Genomic DNA, 16,428 nt, shown 5'->3' on the forward strand with positions numbered 1-16,428 from the left:
GGGCAGTCTCTGTGATCTCTGTGCCTCTGTGGTATAAAAAACAAGCGACAAAAAGATTGATTCTCAAAGTAAAACTGAAAATGACAGTCCATAAATTAGATGTCATTCTCAGTCTCGACCTTATTTATTTGGCTTCATCAATTTCTTCGATTGTCAGATTGCTGTTCGTGTAAATGTCAATTTCCGAAGCGATCGTTAATGACTGTTCAACAATTTCTTTGGCGGACAAATTAGAATGTCGGACAAGTGCCCGTGCAGCGGCGACGGCATAATTACCTCCCGATCCAATTCCAATGATGTCATCCTGAGGACTGACCACATCGCCCTGGCCAGTGATTAACAGGGAATGATCAGGGTTCACCACAATCATCAACGCTTCCAATTTCCGCAGCACACGATCTGTCCGCCAGTCGCGGGCCAGTTCGGTGGCGGCTCTAGGAATGTTACCGGGAAAGTCTTTGGCTTTCGTTTCAAAGCGTTCCATCAGGGCGAATGCATCGGCGGTCGATCCTGCGAAGCCGACGATGACATCGCCATTGAGAATGCGGCGAACTTTTTTCGTATCGTTCTTGAGGACATTATCACCGTAAGTCACCTGGCCATCTCCACCAATGGCAACCTTACCTTGATGCCGAACGGTAAGTATGGTTGTCGAACGGGCTTTTACTTTGGAATATTGAGTCATAGATATTGAGCGTGTCTGTTGGGAAAAGTGTTCAGGATTAAATATGTTCAGGAATCACCTGTATCGAGTGTTTTCAATTGTCGTCAGGCTAACACCAGCCCATCAATCCGGCAACTGCAGAGAGATCTCTGTGGAGACTGTGAATTTGACCGTTGTATGCCATATAATCTAATCAACATTATAGAGTCGCAGGACGACACGAACAGTAATAGTCTCAGAACATTGACCCAAAGGCGAAAAACGTGACGCAGGATCAGGATTCTTCCCTCGAGCGGATTGTGAGCCTCGAATCGCTCGTGACGCATCTGCAGTATGATCTCGAACAGATCAGCAAAGTAGTGCATAGCCAGCAACAGAAAATCGATGATCTGCAGCGGCAGATAGATTTGTGGGTAGAACAGTCTGAATCCGACGGCTTCGAACTGCCAGATCCTTTACAGGAAAAACCGCCTCACTATTGATCAGCAAGATTTATACCTGATAAATTTAGAATTCGAGTTGTAACTCCCGCATTCAATCATGGAGAAGCCTGATATGCAAATACGAAACTTCATTTTGCTGGGGGTGATTACCTTTAGCATTCTCATGCTCAGCACTTCAGAAATGAAAGCTGATGTGTCTTCCGATATCCAGACGATTCAGCAGGTTGGCCACAATGCTGAGAACTACGCGGCTGCTCAAAAGGCGTTGGACAGTCTGCAATCCAGTGGCCCCGAGGCTCTGTTGCCGATTCTTTACAGTCTGGGAGATGCCAATCCTCTCGCAGCGAATTATCTACGAAATTCGTTTGAAGTCATCGCGAACAAAACGCTAGCCGATAAGAAATCGCTGCCGCTGGAAGACCTTTTGAATTTCGTCCGTCGGACAAAAAACGATTCTAAAGCTCGTCGCCTTGCTTTTGAATGGGTCCGGAAAGAGTCGCCAGAAGAAGCTGACCAACTCGTTTCAAACTTTCTGAATGATCCAAGTGATGAACTTCGTCGGGAAGCCGTGGCAAAAATCCTCAAAGAGGTTGACGAACTGGCCAAAAATGATTCCTCTGCTGAGGCGCTGAAACGCTCACGTTATCTGCAGGCGTTATCGGGCGCGAGCGATGATGATCAGGTTCGGAAAATTGTCAAAGGTCTCGAAGCCTTTGAGATCAAAGTCGATCTGCAGGAACATTATGGTTTTCTCAGTGACTGGTATCTGATTGGCCCCTTCGACAACAAAGACGAAAAGGGGTTCGATGTCGCTTATCCTCCTGAAAATGAGATCAAACTGGATGCCGAGTACGATGGTCAGCTGGGCAAAGTGACCTGGCAGAAACACGAAACCGAGGACGATTACGGCAAGCTCAGCATCGCCGAAAAAGTCGGCCCGCATAAAGGGGCGGTTGTTTACGCGTATCGGGAATTTGTCTCTAAAGATGAACAACCAGTCGAATTTCGTCTGGCGACTCCCAATGCCTGGAAAATCTGGTTGAACGGAGAGCTCGTTTTCGAACGGGAAGAGTATCATCGTGGCACATTTTTTGATCAGTATCGCATTCCTGCGCTGATGAAAGAGGGTAAAAATACCCTGCTGATCAAAGTTTTGCAAAACGAACAGGATCAATCGTGGGCTCAGGACTGGCAATTCCAGTTCCGCATCTGCCAACCCACCGGCATGGCTCTTCGCCCGGAAAAGGAATAATTCAATGAGAACATTTATAATTTGTACTTTGATGCTCTTTGGCACTGCTACCGTTCAAGCAGACGACTGGCTGCAGTTTCGGGGCACATTGAATAACGCCATAGTCACGGGGCCACAACTCCCCGATTCATTCGACAACATTTCCTGGACCGCTCCTCTCGAAGGTCGAGGGACGTCTTCTCCAATTGTTGTGAGAGATCGAGTGATTGTCACCGGCTGTAAAGGACCGCGGCAGGATCGATTGACTGTCACCTGCTTCAATACAGCTGATGGTTCACAGATGTGGCATCGTGAATTCTGGGCGACCGGACGCACAATCTGCCACGAGAAAATGTCCGTCGCCACTCCAACTCCAGCCAGCGATAGCGAACGTATTTTTGCGTTCTACTCATCGAACGATGTCGCTTGCCTCGATCTGGAAGGAAATCTGTTGTGGTATCGCGGGTTGACGTTCGACTATCCGAATGTGAGTAATAGCCTCGGGATGTCGTCCTCTGTCGTTGTCAAAGATGGAACCGTTGTCTGCATGGCTGAGAACGATACCCAATCGATGACCTTCGGCTTGAATGCCGAAGATGGCACCACCCGCTGGCAGTTAGAACGTCCCCGAGCAGCGAACTGGACTTCGCCAGCCGTCTGGCCGGGAGAGGAGTCGCTGGTCTTGTTGCAATCGTCGGAAGGGGTGACCGCCGTTGAAGCTCAATCCGGCAAAACGGTCTGGGAATATCTCGATGGAGCCTCGACAATTCCCTCGTTAACGGTTCTCAATGGCGTGGCGTTTGTCCCCTCGAACGGCCTGACGGCTATCAAGCCAGGCGTGAGTGATTCTACGGTTCCAGAAATCGTCTGGCAGGGAAGTCAATTGAATCCGTCGACGGTCAGTCCAGTGGTGACTGACACTCAGGCATTCGTCATCAATGGAGCGGGTGTGCTCAGTTGTGCGGATGCAACAACAGGCGAACGACTCTGGCAGTGTCGACTTTCCGGAAAATTTAGTGCAACGCCGATTATCTCCGGCGACAAACTGTACTGCATCAACGAACAGGGAGTTGCCCAAGTCGTACAGTTAGGACCAGAAGAAGGCTCTGTAATCAACAGCCACGATTTCTCAACAACAATCCTCGCCGCCCCAGCCGCAGCTGATGGTGCGATTTATTTTCGGGGTGATAATCAGTTGTGGAAGGTGGAGTAATAGGCGTTAGTTATTAGTCGTTGGGCGTTAGGAAAGTCATCCATCGGCAATTTGATGTTTCCGCTTTCGGCTTTCCGTCATCCGCTTTCCAATCAGTCGTTAGAACGAATCGTATGTTTCTCGATGTCATCGCAGTCGGTTTAGGGGGAGCAGTCGGGGCAGTTTCCCGATACTTTCTTTCCGGTTGGATGATGCAGAAATATCCTCAGTTTGAACCAGCCGGCACATTGCTAGTGAATGTGCTGGGCTGTTTTCTGATCGGCTTGCTGGTCGCATTGGAGATGCAAAACGTAATGACCGGCCGGAAATGGCGAGCGTTTGCCATCACTGGCTGCCTCGGCTCTCTCACTACGTTTTCAACCTTCGGCTATCAGACAGTCGTACTCGCCCGAGACCGCAGCTTCGGTTGGGCAACAGTGAATGTGGCCAGCAATCTGATTCTAGGCATTGTCGCAATACTGATTGGAATGTTAATCGGGCGACTGTTTGCTCGTTAGCTACAGCTGTTTCAGTTTGTTTTTCAATTTCTGAACAATCATCCGTTCGAACATTGGCCAATACTTCTGGTGTTCCTCTGGGACGCGGTTATGCAAATGCTCAATGACATCGAGCCTCTGTTGAATCGGCATTCCTTCAATAAACAGCGGGATCCGCTGCCGAGCATCTTTCACCACAATCACCCGGCTCATAGGCCACCACGATAGTTTTGTGATACCATCAAGCGGAATCTGTTTTTTACGAAAAAAGCCGATGTGCGTGAGGGATTCATCATTAAGAATCCAATACTCGCGATAGGTGATCAAAGTGAGCAACAACAGCACAAACGAAACCGCCAGCCAGCTGAGCAGGATAATAGCATTTGTCTCAATAATGATTTTCAGACTGCTCATCCGCGGAGGCCAGCCGACCAGAGACAGAAATTCGGGAATGTATAACGCCCCCGCTCCGAGCAGGCCACCGAATGAGAGTGCGGTCAAAAACAAAAAGACACGACGAGCCAGCCGCATGTGTAGAATCAGATATTCTTCTGGGGGAGCGTCCGACACTTCAGGTTTCGATCTATTTACGACGGGTGTCGGGGGCGCTCCGCTTTAGCGGAAGCCCCCGGAATTATACCGTTTGGGGGCTTCTCTTCGAGAGCGACCCACCACCCCATTCATTTAATCAGACTTAATGTTATGTTTGAACAGCAACATCTCGACCAGCCAGGATTTCGGCAATATGCATTGTGCGGATTGGTTTTTTCTGGCGTTTGATCAAGCCATCCAGGTGCATCAGGCAGGACATATCTCCCGCAGTAATCACCTCGGCTCCGGCATGTTCATGGTCGTGAATTCGGTCATTTCCCATCATGCAGGAAACCGCTTCCTCCGAAACGGCAAATGTTCCACCGAATCCACAGCATTCGTCTTTACGGGTTAAATCGACCAGTTCAATCCCGTCGACCATTTCCAAGAGCGTGCGGGCTTTGCTGAACTCTTCGCCCATCACTTCACTGCAGGAGCCGAGTTGAAGTTCCCGCAAACCGTGGCAACTTTGATGCAGTCCCACTTTGTGCGGAAACGAAACGTCTAGTTTCTCGACTTTGAGAACATCGGTCAGAAACGCACAGAGTTCAAACGTTTTGAGGCGGATACGTTCGTATTGGGCATCTTCACCAACGAGATCGTGATAGTGATTGACGATCATCGAGGTGCAGCTTCCGGAGGGACAGACGATGTATTCGTATTGGTCGTACTGCTCGATGAAACTTTTCGCCAGAGGCCGGGCATCGTCCCAGCAGCCCGTATTGGCCATCGGTTGTCCGCAGCAGACGGGGGCATCGGGAATGGTAACTTCACAACCGAGCTTTTCGAGCAATTCGAGAGTCGCCCAGGCCACATTGGGATAGAGCTGATCGATATAGCAGGGAACAAACAGGGCAACTTGCATGAGAGCTCGCAAATTCAAATCGAAAGTAGGAAATATGACGAATCAGGAGAAAATCCAGATTTCTATCCGTCATAGTGAAAAGATCGTCCCGTAAGAGTATTGCAGAAACAGCCCGATTTCAAACCGGGATCGATGTTCATTGAAATGAAGTTTTCTTAATCTCACTTCGATTCCCCATAAAACCGCCCCCCACGTTTTTTTCTCAGGCCGTAACTCGGTATTCTCAGGGGAAATTGTTGAAGGTTTAAAGTTGAAGGTTGAGGGTACTAATTTCATAAATTGACTCTCAATCGCTCAATAACCTTCAACACTCAACCCTAAACCCTAAACCAACGGAGCTCTCCTTGTTAGCCGGACCGATTTTTACCCGAGAAGCCTTAACGCTGCCCCGTCAGATGAAGAGTTATCTGATTCGAGCCGGGTATCTGTTCGCGTTCTTCGTTCTTTTGTACACTGCTTCCCAGGCAACATTCGGCTGGCAGCAATATCGCAGTATTGGTGCGACCGCTCGATTTGGAGCCTACGTCTTCCAGATTTTTGCCTTCGTTCAGCTGACGTTGCTGATTTTTGCTGGCCTGCTGTTCTCTGCCGGGAATGTCGCTGCGGAGAAAGATCGCCGGACGATGCTCCTGCTGCTGATGACCGATCTGAAAGATCGTGAGTTAGTCATCGGAAAGCTGCTGGCGAGTTTGCTGAATGTCTTCACATTGCTCCTCTGCTCGCTGCCGATGTTTATTTTTATCCGGATTCTGGGTGGGGTCAGTCTTTCGCAAATCGGCTGGGCGCTGGCAATCACCGCTGCCTCGACCTATGTGGCCGGAAGTTGGGGCGTGTTTGTGGCGTTCTGGCGGGAAAAGACATTTCAGACACTTTCCGTTGGCTTGCTCGGCTTTGTCGCGTTTCTGGCTTTCGTTGAACTGATCACATTTCTGGTCGGGGCAGAGACGACAGCCGGGCGGTGGATTGGAGCTTTGGATCCTTATCGAGCCTTGCTGACGGTCGTCAGTCCATTTTCTTCGACCGATTTGACCCGCATCGGCCAGCTTTCGATGTGGCCAACTTTCAGCGTGCTCGTCGGACTGGCGTTGATCTTGAACGTGGCCACGATCGTCAATTTACGACGCTGGAATCCTTCGAAGACGATTTATATTGCCGCGAAGAATAACGAATCGGGTGGCCGAACCCGTGAAGCGCGGACCGTCTGGTCGCAGCCGATTATCTGGCGCGAAATCATGACGAAAGCATACGGGCGTAAGGTCTTTCTGATCAAACTCGCCTATGTCATTTTCGCCATTTTCATTGGCTACGCGATGCTCGGCACCCCCTCCTCGGCTCTCGTGCTCGGCATGATTTCCTGGCCGGGGCTGGGATTCATTTTGCTCGGCTTGCTGTCCCTGTTGTTAATCAATGCTCAAGCGGTGACGTCCGTGACAAGTGAGCGAGATGGGCAGACGCTCGAAGTGCTGCTGGTGACGGAAATCAGCGCCAGCCAATTCATTTACGGCAAGCTCGCGGGTGTGTTCTACAATGCCAAAGAAGCGATTTTGCTGCCGTTGATTTATGTTTTAACGATGTACGGATTTGGGGCGATTTCCGGAACACAAACCTTTTATGTGGTGACGGGTTACCTGATGCTCAGTATCTTTTGTGCGATGCTCGGCATGCATGCGGCGATCAGTTTTGAGAACTCGCGAACTGCAATCATAAACAGCATGGGGACGGTCTTTTTCCTGTTCATCGGAATTTTCATCTGTATGATCCTGATCGTCGAAGCCCGCTCTTCGTTTGCTCTGCAGTTGCCGAGTTTCCTGATCTTTATCGTCGGCGGAAGTATTGGCCTGTGGGTCTCTCTGACACACAAAAACCCCTCACCTGCCTTAACACTGGCAGCCGGCGTCCTCCCCTTCGGCACCTTTTACGCGATCACCGCGTTCCTGCTGGGAGAATCCTTCAGCGTCTTCCTCTGCGTCTGCGTCGCCTACGGCTTCACCGCCCTGGCCATGCTCGTCCCCGCCATCAGCGAATTCGATTTGGCGCTGGGACGATCCTCGATTGAAAAATCGTAGTCTTACCGGGTAGCCCAGAGAATCCTGAAAGGTTCTCTGGGTGGCGCAGCCACAAGAGGTCATGATCTTATCCCGTTGGACACCATTCGATCGGAATTCCAACGGTTCGATTCCACTCATAATGTCGGGCAGAACTCCATCTCCAGTCAGTCGCTCTATCAACGAAACCTGCACGAACGGGATTGAGATGCATGTAGTTTAGTTTCTCGATCAGTTTTTCATCGGACCAGACTTGAAACGCATGATATTTGCGTTGCCAGAAGGCACTCCCATCTTCGATTTGTTTCTGGTAAGCCGGTAACATCGGCATCACATCACGACGGATAATTTTTGAGGTTCGTTGTTTCCACTGTTTCATGAATTGTGAGAGCTGGCCTGTTTGCGGAAACCAGATCAATGCATGCACATGATTCGGCATCATCACAAATCCCAATATTCTTGCCGACTGGATTAGTCGTTGAGAATCGAGGACACCAAGCACCACGCGTTTTGCCTGATCGTGATCAAGTAAGTTTCGATTTCGATAACATGAGAACGTTACGAAATGAGCATACAAAGCATCGTCATGGCTTGATTTTGTTATCATCGATTTATGATGATCAAATGGGGCTTGGAAATGCAACCTCTTGTGGCTGCGCCACCCAGAGAACTCTTCGAGATTCTCTGGGCTACCCGCTACCCGCTGTAAAAGAAGAATCTTACGACTGCGCCACCCCAAATGAATCTTTCGGGGCCACCTGCGACTGTTTTAGGGTAGTGACTCAGGAGTGGTTTTCTATCAGCTTCACCAAATCAGTGTCACCAATTTGCTTGGCGAAATCGATTGGTGATCGCCCATATTTATTCTTTTGGTGTGCGGTTTTCGCCGCACCTTTCGCTAACAGCACATCCACGACATCAAATTTGCCTCTTGCGTTGAACACTGCCGTCCAAAGAGGCGTATTCCCATGTTCGTCCACAATCACAATATCCCCGCAGTGGTCAAGTATTTGCTGAGCAACCATCGCATTCTGATAGGCACATGCAACATGCAGTGGCGTTGAGCCCTTTCGATCCTGAGCGTTGACATCAATTCCTCGCTGAATGAGTTCAACGGCAACATCGGTATTCGCGTAGGCTATTGCAACATGTAGGAGATTTTCGCCATCATCATTCCTTATGTTTACATCATCGAGTTTCTTAAGCGCTGACAATGCTTCATAGCCATCAAATCGCACATTTTGAAAAAAATCATCCATCCGCATCATTCCCATTTGTGGCCTTGGTTTTCCAACCAATCTTCTGGCCAATATTTGTTTGGGTCTATGTATCGCGAGTGACCCAGACAGCTTCGCTATCTGGGTGGACGAAATCTATAAGAGGCTTTCTGATTGCGAGTGAGTTGTACAATAAGGATCTTACGACCGCGGACAACCCTGCGTTTGGCGAAATCTCTTATCGATACCAAGATACCACCCCGCAGTTTCTGAATTTAATAAATATTCAAGAACTTCAAAAGTACAAATACCTCTTGTGGCTGCGCCACCCAGAGAACTCTTCGAGATTCTCTGGGGTACCCGGTCCCCTTTTAAACCAAAGGCGGGATTACATTCTCGCGGTTTTTTGTCGGCACAGATACACAATCATCGGGATAGCCAGTCCGACTGCGATTGCGATAAGCCAGAGGGGGTAGTGGACGCCGAATTCGTCGCTGACGGTGAGCGTTTTTGTCAGTGAAGAGGTTTGACGCATCGATTCCAGATTTCCGTGCAGTACTCCGAGGGCATTATTGCCGAAGTGGAACAGCATGGCCGGAAAGATGCTGCCGCTTTTGACGACGAGTAAGCCAAGCAGCATTCCGAGTAATGCGGCATTGAAGACCTGTTGGGGGATCATGTGCATGATCCCGAAAAGGAGTCCGGAAAAAACGATCGCCAGTGTATGCCGGCCTGTCTTGCGAAAGCCCGCCAGAATGAATCCTCGGAAAGCGAGTTCTTCGCAAATTGCAGGAGTGACGGCGAATGTCAACACAACCCAGAACCAGGGAACACTGCCATCAGCCATGGTTGCCAACGCGGCTTTGGCGTGTTCCGGTAATGAGGGGAAAAACCAGGCAAGCCGCACGGCCAGTTCCACGACCAGCGGGTGCATAATGAGCGGTAGAAAGAGACCCAAGGCCAGATATTTCCAGTGCGGGATTCGCAGTTGAAACGTTGAGAGTGGACTGCTCGTCAGGAGTATGCCCATAAACAGAGCCGGGCAGGCGATGATTGCCAGTTGCTGGATGACCAGCAGCCGCATCATCGTCCAGCTTTCCTGACCAGCCGGTGCATTCTGTAACGCGTTGCCGAAGGTTTTCAGCATTGCGAACTGTAACAGCATGATCAGCACGAAGCAGAAGATGGACTCCGAAAAGCTTGGCAATCGTTCTTTGTCGCGGAGCAAATGTTTGAGCCAGAGGCGCATATCAAAGCGTTCAGCTTCGCGGAACAGAACTTCTTCCCGCTGAAACTGATCGATGGCCCACATCAAGGCGAGTCCGCTGTACATGAAGCTACTCAGCAAAACGGGGACAACATACCACATCAATTGCATTTGACCATTGGGGTCAAGCAGCATCCCCTTGAGCAGCAAAGCTGGCCCCATGACCGGAATCAAACTGTAAAAGGGTGTCAATTCGACGGCTGGCGAAAGACAGAAGACAGTCAGCCCCATTGTCACCGTCAGAAGTGGTGTCAAATAATATTGCCCCTCTTTTGTACTCTTGGCAAACAGAGCAAATGCCAGACTGAGTGACGCGAACAGAGCGGCGAGGGGAATTGCAAGAATTCCGACCCAGATCAGTACTTCAAATCCGGGAATAGCCGAGTCGCCCAGAGCCGAGAGTTGTCCACTGCTGGCGGTATTCAAAACGTGGAGACCTGTCATCCCCATGCTGATCAGATTGAGCAGAGCCGTGACGAGACTGAAAAGCAGGACTGTCAGAAACTTTCCGATCACAATTTCACTGCGAAGAGCCGGGCAGATGAGTAGGGTTTCCATCGTGCCCCGCTCTTTTTCACCCGCTCCCAAATCGACTGCCGGATAAAACGCCCCAGTCATCGCCATCACAACCAGCATCGCAGGGAAGAGTTTACTCCAGACATTAGCCGCGAGTTCTTCCCCCTTAGCCAAATCGACGAGTTCCTCGTTGACAGGCCGTGTAAGATCGGTCGGCAGGTTTGCCATTTGCAGTCGCTCGCTGAGAATCGCCTGCTCCCAGTTATCGAGGGCTTCGCGAACGCGGCCGTAAGCGATGAGCGATTTTTCATTGGCGGAATTCCGGATGAAGATCGGACGCATTCGAGTAAGATCATCTTCAGACTCCCGGGAGGCAAGCCGTTCGTTTTCTGAGCGAATATATTCGTCAAAACCTTCAGGGATCAGAATCAATACCTGGATATCCGACCGGGCAAACAGCGTACTGACCTGTTCGGTCAAGGCTTCAATCTGCCCCTGTTTCATGGCGATAACATCGGGTTTCGCACTCTCGTCGGCTTGAGCGATTTCTTCTTTGAGTCGTTTGAGTTCATCGAGCCGGAGTCGGATATCACGAGCGACCTGAAGAATTGTTTCACGTGCATCGAATTTGTTTTCTTCAGAGGAAGTATTCGTTGGTACTTCTGTGGATTTTCCCTCAGGATCGGGAATCATCTGTTGATCAACCGATAAATCCGAAACGACATTCAGCGTGAGCGAATCTCCCTCATTGACGAACCACTGGTCAATAATTCGCGTGCCATCTTTGTTAAGGAGCGGTGGGGCAGGAAGATCATTTGCTCCCAAAATGACAACCGTTCGCGATTGTTCGGAGAACAGGAGCGTCATCTGCATCATGCCGATGCCGAGTGCCGGGTAGAGCAACAGTGGGAGGACGACCACCATGAATAACGTGCGGCGGTCGCGCATTTGATCTGCGACTTCGCGGGAAAAAATCAGTTGAATATTTCGCCAGGTCATCCGGTTGCCGTCTGGTTCGTCCGTGGTTGTTAATCGATGAGATTATAGTAGATCAAGTCTATCAGCAAAATATGCTTAAGCTGGGTGGCGGGGGCGCTCTCGAAGAGAAGCCCCCGAATCTTTGAACTTCCGGGGGCTTCCGCAAAAGCGGAGCGCCCCCGCCACCCCGAATAAAATATAGTTCAAGTTTTCAGTTGTACTTGTGGTCGTGAAACAAGAAATGTGGTTTCCATATGAAATAGGGTTTAGAATTGAGCTTCATACTTTTTGGTTGAGTTCCTTCTGCTTCGTTTCAAATTCTTTGATCAGATCAAAGAAGAGTTCTTCCATATCCGGCTGCTGATGTTCCTCGGCTAATTCCTCCCGAGTCCCCATCGCGAGGATCTGACCTTTATGAATAATGGCGATGCGATCACACAGTTTCTCGACTTCTCGCATAATATGTGTCGAGAAAATAATCGATTTTCCCTGAGTCCGCAGCGAATTGATCGCTTCGAGCAAGGCTCGCGCGACCAGCACATCGAGACCGGAAGTCGGTTCATCAAAAATCAGGACGGGGGGATCGTGAATAATTGTGCGGGCGATGGAAACCTTCTGTTTCATCCCAGTCGACATTTTGGAGCCGAGCACATCGCGGACATCGTTCATCTGCAATGTGTCGAAGACTTCATGCAATCGATGCTGCAGCAAATCTTCAGGCAAGCCGTACAATCTGCCAAAGTATTGCACAAGTTCCCAGCCTGTCATGCGATCGTAAATGCCGGTATTTCCGGACATAAAGCCAATATTCTGACGAACTTCTGTCGGATGCGTGACCACATTAAAACCTGAAACAACCACTTCGCCTTCAGACGGCTTAAGGACCGTACTGAGAATTCGTAGAGCCGTCGTCTTCCCGGCTCCATTGGGACCAAGCAGGCCAAAGATTTCACCCGGCTGAACATCAAATGAGACATCCTTCAACGCATAGACACGACCTCGTTTGAGGTCTTCAAAATGCTTGGAAAGATGTTCGACAGTAATCATCTCAACGACTTTATCTTCAAGTACTTCATGGTGTTGTAAAAATTGAAGTTATTAGCCGAATCGTATCGATTTGTGCAAATGGTGGGAACCGTTACCAAAAGAAAGAGAAAGAGAGAGCGTCTCTGAATAATTCCGTCGAGCTGGTAATGTTTTAAGTATCTCCCCTCGGTTCTCGGCAGAAGACAAACTCATTACACCCCAGTCCAACCGTCAATTTCTCCTGCACAAGTTGGAAACCCCGTTGAGAGTAGAATTCCCGGACCTCTTCCGGTGTCGCCACTTCAAATGGATATCCCCCAATCCAGTCGATAATGTCCGTCACGACCGACATTCCTCGGGCATCGTGCCGGGAGTGGTAGCGGGCGAGAGGATTTCTGAGTCGAATTAGATCGCTGACCAGAAATCCAATCAGGAAAAAGGGGATGAATATCGCATTCATCAGCCAACGTCCCGGTAAGCCGCTACAATATATCTGCTTGACGACTTTCCAGAACTTCGATTTCCAGCCTTGATCGTTATACAGGGCAATCACCAGCAAGCCACCCGGTTTAACCATCTTAATGATATTATCGAGAGCCGACCACATTTGACCGGTGTGATGCAGGACACCCCAGCTATAAACGATGTCGAACTGCCCCAGCGAACTGAGATATTGCTGGTCGAGAATGGACCCCTGCTCCACATTCCAGTTGGGATCGTCCGGAAAATATCTGGCTTTTAACGCACGCGTGCAGGCGACCGAATCGTCATCGTAATCAAACGAATGCACCTCTGCCCCGAGATTACGGGCAGCCAGACTGAACGTACCGCTGCCAGACCCGACGTCCAGAAATGTGAGTGGCTGCGACTGATCAGGCCAGAACTCTTTCAGTGAATACTCAGCCTTTTCCAGACGTTCCCCATCGAGAATCCGCAGGAATTGCTTCCAGTTTTTCCCAAATGCAAAACGAAGTTCTTCGATCTGTTCAGGATTCTGAGATGGAGAACTTGTCGGCATATTGAAAACTTGATGAATCTGTAAATTCAGGTTTAGTCGGTCGATCAGGCAATCGTACTGGATTGCTGAACGTAGATCATACGCAATTCGTGCAATGTTGTTTCGATGAGCTTGTCTTCGTTGTCGTCCAAGTTGCCCTTACTCTTTTCGTCGATCACGGCGAGCAAATCGATGTAATGCTTGGCCAGAGCCAGCTGTATTTCGCGTTTGCCGGTAATCGGATGCGGGATCAAGCCCAGAGCCGACATCGCCTGTGTCGAGAACATTGTGACCAGCAGTGTGAAGCTTGGAGGGGGAATTTGTGAAGGATCGATGTCCTGAGATTGCCCCTCTTCTTCAACCGAAGGGTTCTTTTCACTCCTGTTTTTTTCATCGATCGCTGCGTTTTCCGCTTCCACCTGAGATTTCCAGTCGCTATCGACAACCAGTTCTGGTTTTTCTTCGGGGGATTCGTTTGTCATGGTTTCGCTTTCCTGTCAGTGTGACAAATGATTTCGCATCTCAAACCCATTATGATGATTCGCTGGCAGACTGCAATCTTCTCCACCAGGAGAAATTCTCACCTAACAGACACAGATTTTGAAAGCCGGGGGCGTTCGTATGTCTTATTCTCGTTTGGGAATGTTGTTGATTCTTTTTGTTTTGATCCTGCCCTGGATGCTCAGCAACCCAGCCAGTTCCGATCCTTCCGAATCGACGACCCCCGGCTTCATAGAAATTGCAGCGATACCCGGTTCAGCCGATGACACAGAACGAATTCAGCAGGCAATTGATCGCGGCGTCGGCTCGATTCGCTTTTCCAAAGGGACTTATCGAATTTCCAAGCCTATTGAAATTCATCTCAATCGAGTCGGTTTTACGTCACTTCATGGTGAGGGGGTCGCCAGAATTGTCATGACCGGTCCCGGTCCGGCTGTTCGCTGGATTGGAACTCATGGCGGGACAGCTGCTCCGAAGACCGTTAAGGAAGAAGTCTGGGATCGCCAGCGCACTCCATTGATGGACGCTCTGGAAATTGTCGGTCAGCACGCAGAAGCCGATGGGGTGGAAGCCCATGGAACCATGCAATTGACATTATCGCGAATGACGATTCGCAAATGCCGACATGCCGTGCATCTGATCGATCGCAATCGAAATGTGACACTCTCGGAGTGTCACATTTACGAAAATCAGGGAGTCGGCGTTTTTCTCGATCATTTGAACCTCCACCAGATCAACATCGCCAACTGCCACATCAGTTATAATGCGGGCGGGGGAATTGTCAGTCGACATTCAGAAATCCGAAATCTGCAAATCGGAACCTGCGATATTGAAGGCAACATGGGCGATGAAAATGCTCCACCTTCTGCCAATATCGAAATCGATGGCAGTGAAAGTTCCATTGGCGAAGTAACGATTGTCGGCTGCACGATCCAACATTCACATGTGGCGAATGACTCTGCCAACATCCGCATCAATGGAATCGGAACACTCCAGAAATTTACCGACGAACTCCGTCACGGACACATTACGATTGCCGACAATATCCTTTCGGATGTGCAAACCAATATCGAGCTGATCAACAGCCGTGGTGTCACGATTACCGGCAACACAATCTGGAAAGGGTACAACCGCGATTTGCACATGGAGAACTGCAAAGATATTGTGCTCGCCAATAACGCGTTCGATCGGAACCCAAGATATCATTATGGAGATGGGACAGAAGCAAAGCAGGGAATTCTCATTCAATCCTGTCAGGATTGCAGCCTGAATGGGAACCTGATAACCGGCACACAGCACAAGACGGCGGCCGTCCATCTGATTGAATGTGATCGTTTCAACATTACCAATTGCTCAATCCTGGAATACGGCCAGTGCGGACTCCAATTGGAAAATGTCTCCAGATCGCGAATCTCCGATTGCCTGATCGATCAGCAGGAACAATCGGAAGTCACGCCATCTATCCGTATTCTGAATAGCAATAAAAATATGCTTCGAGATAACCTGCTGGGTGGGTCAATTGAAGATCCCCAGAATTCTTCCAATGCTGCAGGAAATGAATTCCTGATTATGAATTAAAAACCTGGTGACTTCGGGAGACCTAATCAGCATGATCCAAGCAGGATAAACCCGCAATTCACAAGTTAGGCTTCGCAACATCCCAGATTGTCACGTCATCAATCACGGCTTCTTTAGGCACACTGAAAGCGATTTTTCGTTTCGTTGGATGGGCAAAGCCAGGTGACTGATGGGAAATGGTTTGTTTGCCATCGACGGTCGCAGTAATGCGATCGCCTTCGATGACAATCACCATTTCATGCCACTGATCGGGAGTGATCGAAATTTTCTCGGCTCGATTATAAAGTGCGACCTCTTTGGCGATTTCCTTTTTATCGGCTCCTGCCTTTTTGCGATTGTATCGCTCAATCTCAAAGTTGCCATATTTGTGATCCTCAACCGCTAACCGGTTTGTTGTCACCTTCACCCCGGCTATGTGACCAGCATGGACAGTTTTCAATTCCGGGTCGCTGAAGTTGAATCCAAGTTGATGCTTATCAGCAATCTGGAAGCGGAATTTGACATAGCAGTCTGCAAAGTCGAGTTGATGCACAACAGTGACCGCGTGATCGGCTCGCGGCGAAATTTTCACAACCAGAGTGCCATCCTGCAGGTCGACCTGCTTATCCCCCATCGCGCGTGATTTGCTGTTCGTCGTCCAGCCATTGCCAACCTGTTCTTTGGCATCATTCTTTTCCGAACGTTCAAATTGATCGGATAATATCGGCTTCGCTTGAGGCTCGGCTTGCACAAATGACGAACAACAAACCAGAACAGCAGTTGAGAAAAGCAAAGTCTTCACGAGAGATCTCCCAGAAAAGTGAACATCCTCTCATCAAAA

16 protein-coding genes are annotated in these 16,428 nt (G+C 49.5%); 6 read left to right on the plus strand and 10 right to left on the minus strand.

What is annotated here, in order from left to right:
* Window positions 1-124: 124 nt before the first annotated feature.
* Window positions 125-685, minus strand: coding sequence for an ATP-dependent protease subunit HslV (gene hslV / locus Pan54_RS14535; protein WP_146504169.1), 561 nt, complete (start codon window positions 683-685; stop codon window positions 125-127).
* 242 nt (window positions 686-927) lie between these two features.
* On the opposite strand from hslV, the gene Pan54_RS14540 reads away from it, so the two are divergent.
* The 4 genes from Pan54_RS14540 (at window position 928) to crcB (ending at window position 4,048) form a co-directional block, all read left to right on the plus strand.
* Window positions 928-1,146, plus strand: coding sequence for a SlyX family protein (locus Pan54_RS14540; RefSeq protein ID WP_165441782.1), 219 nt, complete (start codon window positions 928-930; stop codon window positions 1,144-1,146).
* A 73-nt stretch (window positions 1,147-1,219) separates the two neighbouring features.
* Entirely contained in the window at window positions 1,220-2,359 is a 1,140-nt protein-coding gene (locus Pan54_RS14545; RefSeq protein ID WP_146504171.1) for a hypothetical protein, read from the plus strand.
* A gap of 4 nt (window positions 2,360-2,363) precedes the next feature.
* Window positions 2,364-3,551 (plus strand): outer membrane protein assembly factor BamB family protein, encoded by a 1,188-nt coding sequence (locus Pan54_RS14550; RefSeq protein ID WP_146504172.1) that lies wholly within the window; start codon window positions 2,364-2,366, stop codon window positions 3,549-3,551.
* 113 nt (window positions 3,552-3,664) lie between these two features.
* The gene (gene crcB / locus Pan54_RS14555) at window positions 3,665-4,048 is read left to right on the plus strand and encodes a fluoride efflux transporter CrcB (protein ID WP_146504173.1); all 384 of its coding nucleotides are present in this window, start codon (window positions 3,665-3,667) and stop codon (window positions 4,046-4,048) included.
* On the opposite strand, the gene Pan54_RS14560 is transcribed toward crcB, so the two are convergent.
* Together Pan54_RS14560 and Pan54_RS14565 are read right to left on the minus strand one after the other, a co-directional pair.
* Window positions 4,049-4,597, minus strand: a complete 549-nt coding sequence (locus tag Pan54_RS14560; protein ID WP_146504174.1) for a hypothetical protein — start codon at window positions 4,595-4,597, stop codon at window positions 4,049-4,051.
* A gap of 130 nt (window positions 4,598-4,727) precedes the next feature.
* Window positions 4,728-5,483: a (Fe-S)-binding protein gene (locus tag Pan54_RS14565; RefSeq protein WP_146504175.1), complete on the minus strand. Its 756-nt coding sequence runs from the start codon at window positions 5,481-5,483 to the stop codon at window positions 4,728-4,730.
* A gap of 344 nt (window positions 5,484-5,827) precedes the next feature.
* Here Pan54_RS14565 and Pan54_RS14570 point away from each other — a divergent pair, with 344 nt between their 5' ends.
* Window positions 5,828-7,549 carry an ABC transporter permease subunit gene (locus tag Pan54_RS14570; protein WP_146504176.1) on the plus strand — a complete coding sequence of 574 codons (1,722 nt, stop codon included), beginning with the start codon at window positions 5,828-5,830 and terminating at the stop codon, window positions 7,547-7,549.
* Between the two features lie 67 nt (window positions 7,550-7,616).
* Here Pan54_RS14570 and Pan54_RS14575 read toward each other — a convergent pair whose 3' ends face one another.
* The 6 genes from Pan54_RS14575 to Pan54_RS14600 all read right to left on the minus strand — a co-directional run bounded on the left by Pan54_RS14575 (window position 7,617) and on the right by Pan54_RS14600 (window position 14,011).
* Window positions 7,617-8,135, minus strand: coding sequence for an REP-associated tyrosine transposase (locus tag Pan54_RS14575; protein ID WP_146504177.1), 519 nt, complete (start codon window positions 8,133-8,135; stop codon window positions 7,617-7,619).
* Window positions 8,136-8,310: 175 nt separating this feature from the next.
* Window positions 8,311-8,787: an ankyrin repeat domain-containing protein gene (locus Pan54_RS14580; RefSeq protein WP_165441783.1), complete on the minus strand. Its 477-nt coding sequence runs from the start codon at window positions 8,785-8,787 to the stop codon at window positions 8,311-8,313.
* Between the two features lie 346 nt (window positions 8,788-9,133).
* The gene (locus tag Pan54_RS14585; RefSeq protein WP_146504179.1) at window positions 9,134-11,527 is read right to left on the minus strand and encodes an ABC transporter permease subunit/CPBP intramembrane protease; all 2,394 of its coding nucleotides are present in this window, start codon (window positions 11,525-11,527) and stop codon (window positions 9,134-9,136) included.
* Window positions 11,528-11,785: 258 nt separating this feature from the next.
* Window positions 11,786-12,553: an ABC transporter ATP-binding protein gene (locus tag Pan54_RS14590; RefSeq protein WP_146504180.1), complete on the minus strand. Its 768-nt coding sequence runs from the start codon at window positions 12,551-12,553 to the stop codon at window positions 11,786-11,788.
* Between the two features lie 151 nt (window positions 12,554-12,704).
* A complete protein-coding gene (locus tag Pan54_RS14595) occupies window positions 12,705-13,550 on the minus strand; it encodes a class I SAM-dependent methyltransferase (RefSeq protein WP_146504181.1) in 846 nt (281 codons plus the stop codon).
* Between the two features lie 44 nt (window positions 13,551-13,594).
* Window positions 13,595-14,011, minus strand: coding sequence for a DUF1844 domain-containing protein (locus Pan54_RS14600; RefSeq protein WP_146504182.1), 417 nt, complete (start codon window positions 14,009-14,011; stop codon window positions 13,595-13,597).
* Window positions 14,012-14,150: 139 nt separating this feature from the next.
* Between Pan54_RS14600 and Pan54_RS14605 the strand changes: the two genes are divergently transcribed.
* Window positions 14,151-15,608 (plus strand): right-handed parallel beta-helix repeat-containing protein, encoded by a 1,458-nt coding sequence (locus tag Pan54_RS14605; RefSeq protein ID WP_146504183.1) that lies wholly within the window; start codon window positions 14,151-14,153, stop codon window positions 15,606-15,608.
* Between the two features lie 58 nt (window positions 15,609-15,666).
* Here the strand turns inward: Pan54_RS14605 and Pan54_RS14610 are convergent, their stop codons facing one another.
* Window positions 15,667-16,389 carry a family 16 glycoside hydrolase gene (locus tag Pan54_RS14610; protein WP_146504184.1) on the minus strand — a complete coding sequence of 241 codons (723 nt, stop codon included), beginning with the start codon at window positions 16,387-16,389 and terminating at the stop codon, window positions 15,667-15,669.
* Between the last annotated feature and the right edge of the window lie 39 nt (window positions 16,390-16,428).

Origin of the sequence: Rubinisphaera italica (assembly GCF_007859715.1) — a bacterium.
GTDB lineage: Bacteria > Planctomycetota > Planctomycetia > Planctomycetales > Planctomycetaceae > Rubinisphaera > Rubinisphaera italica.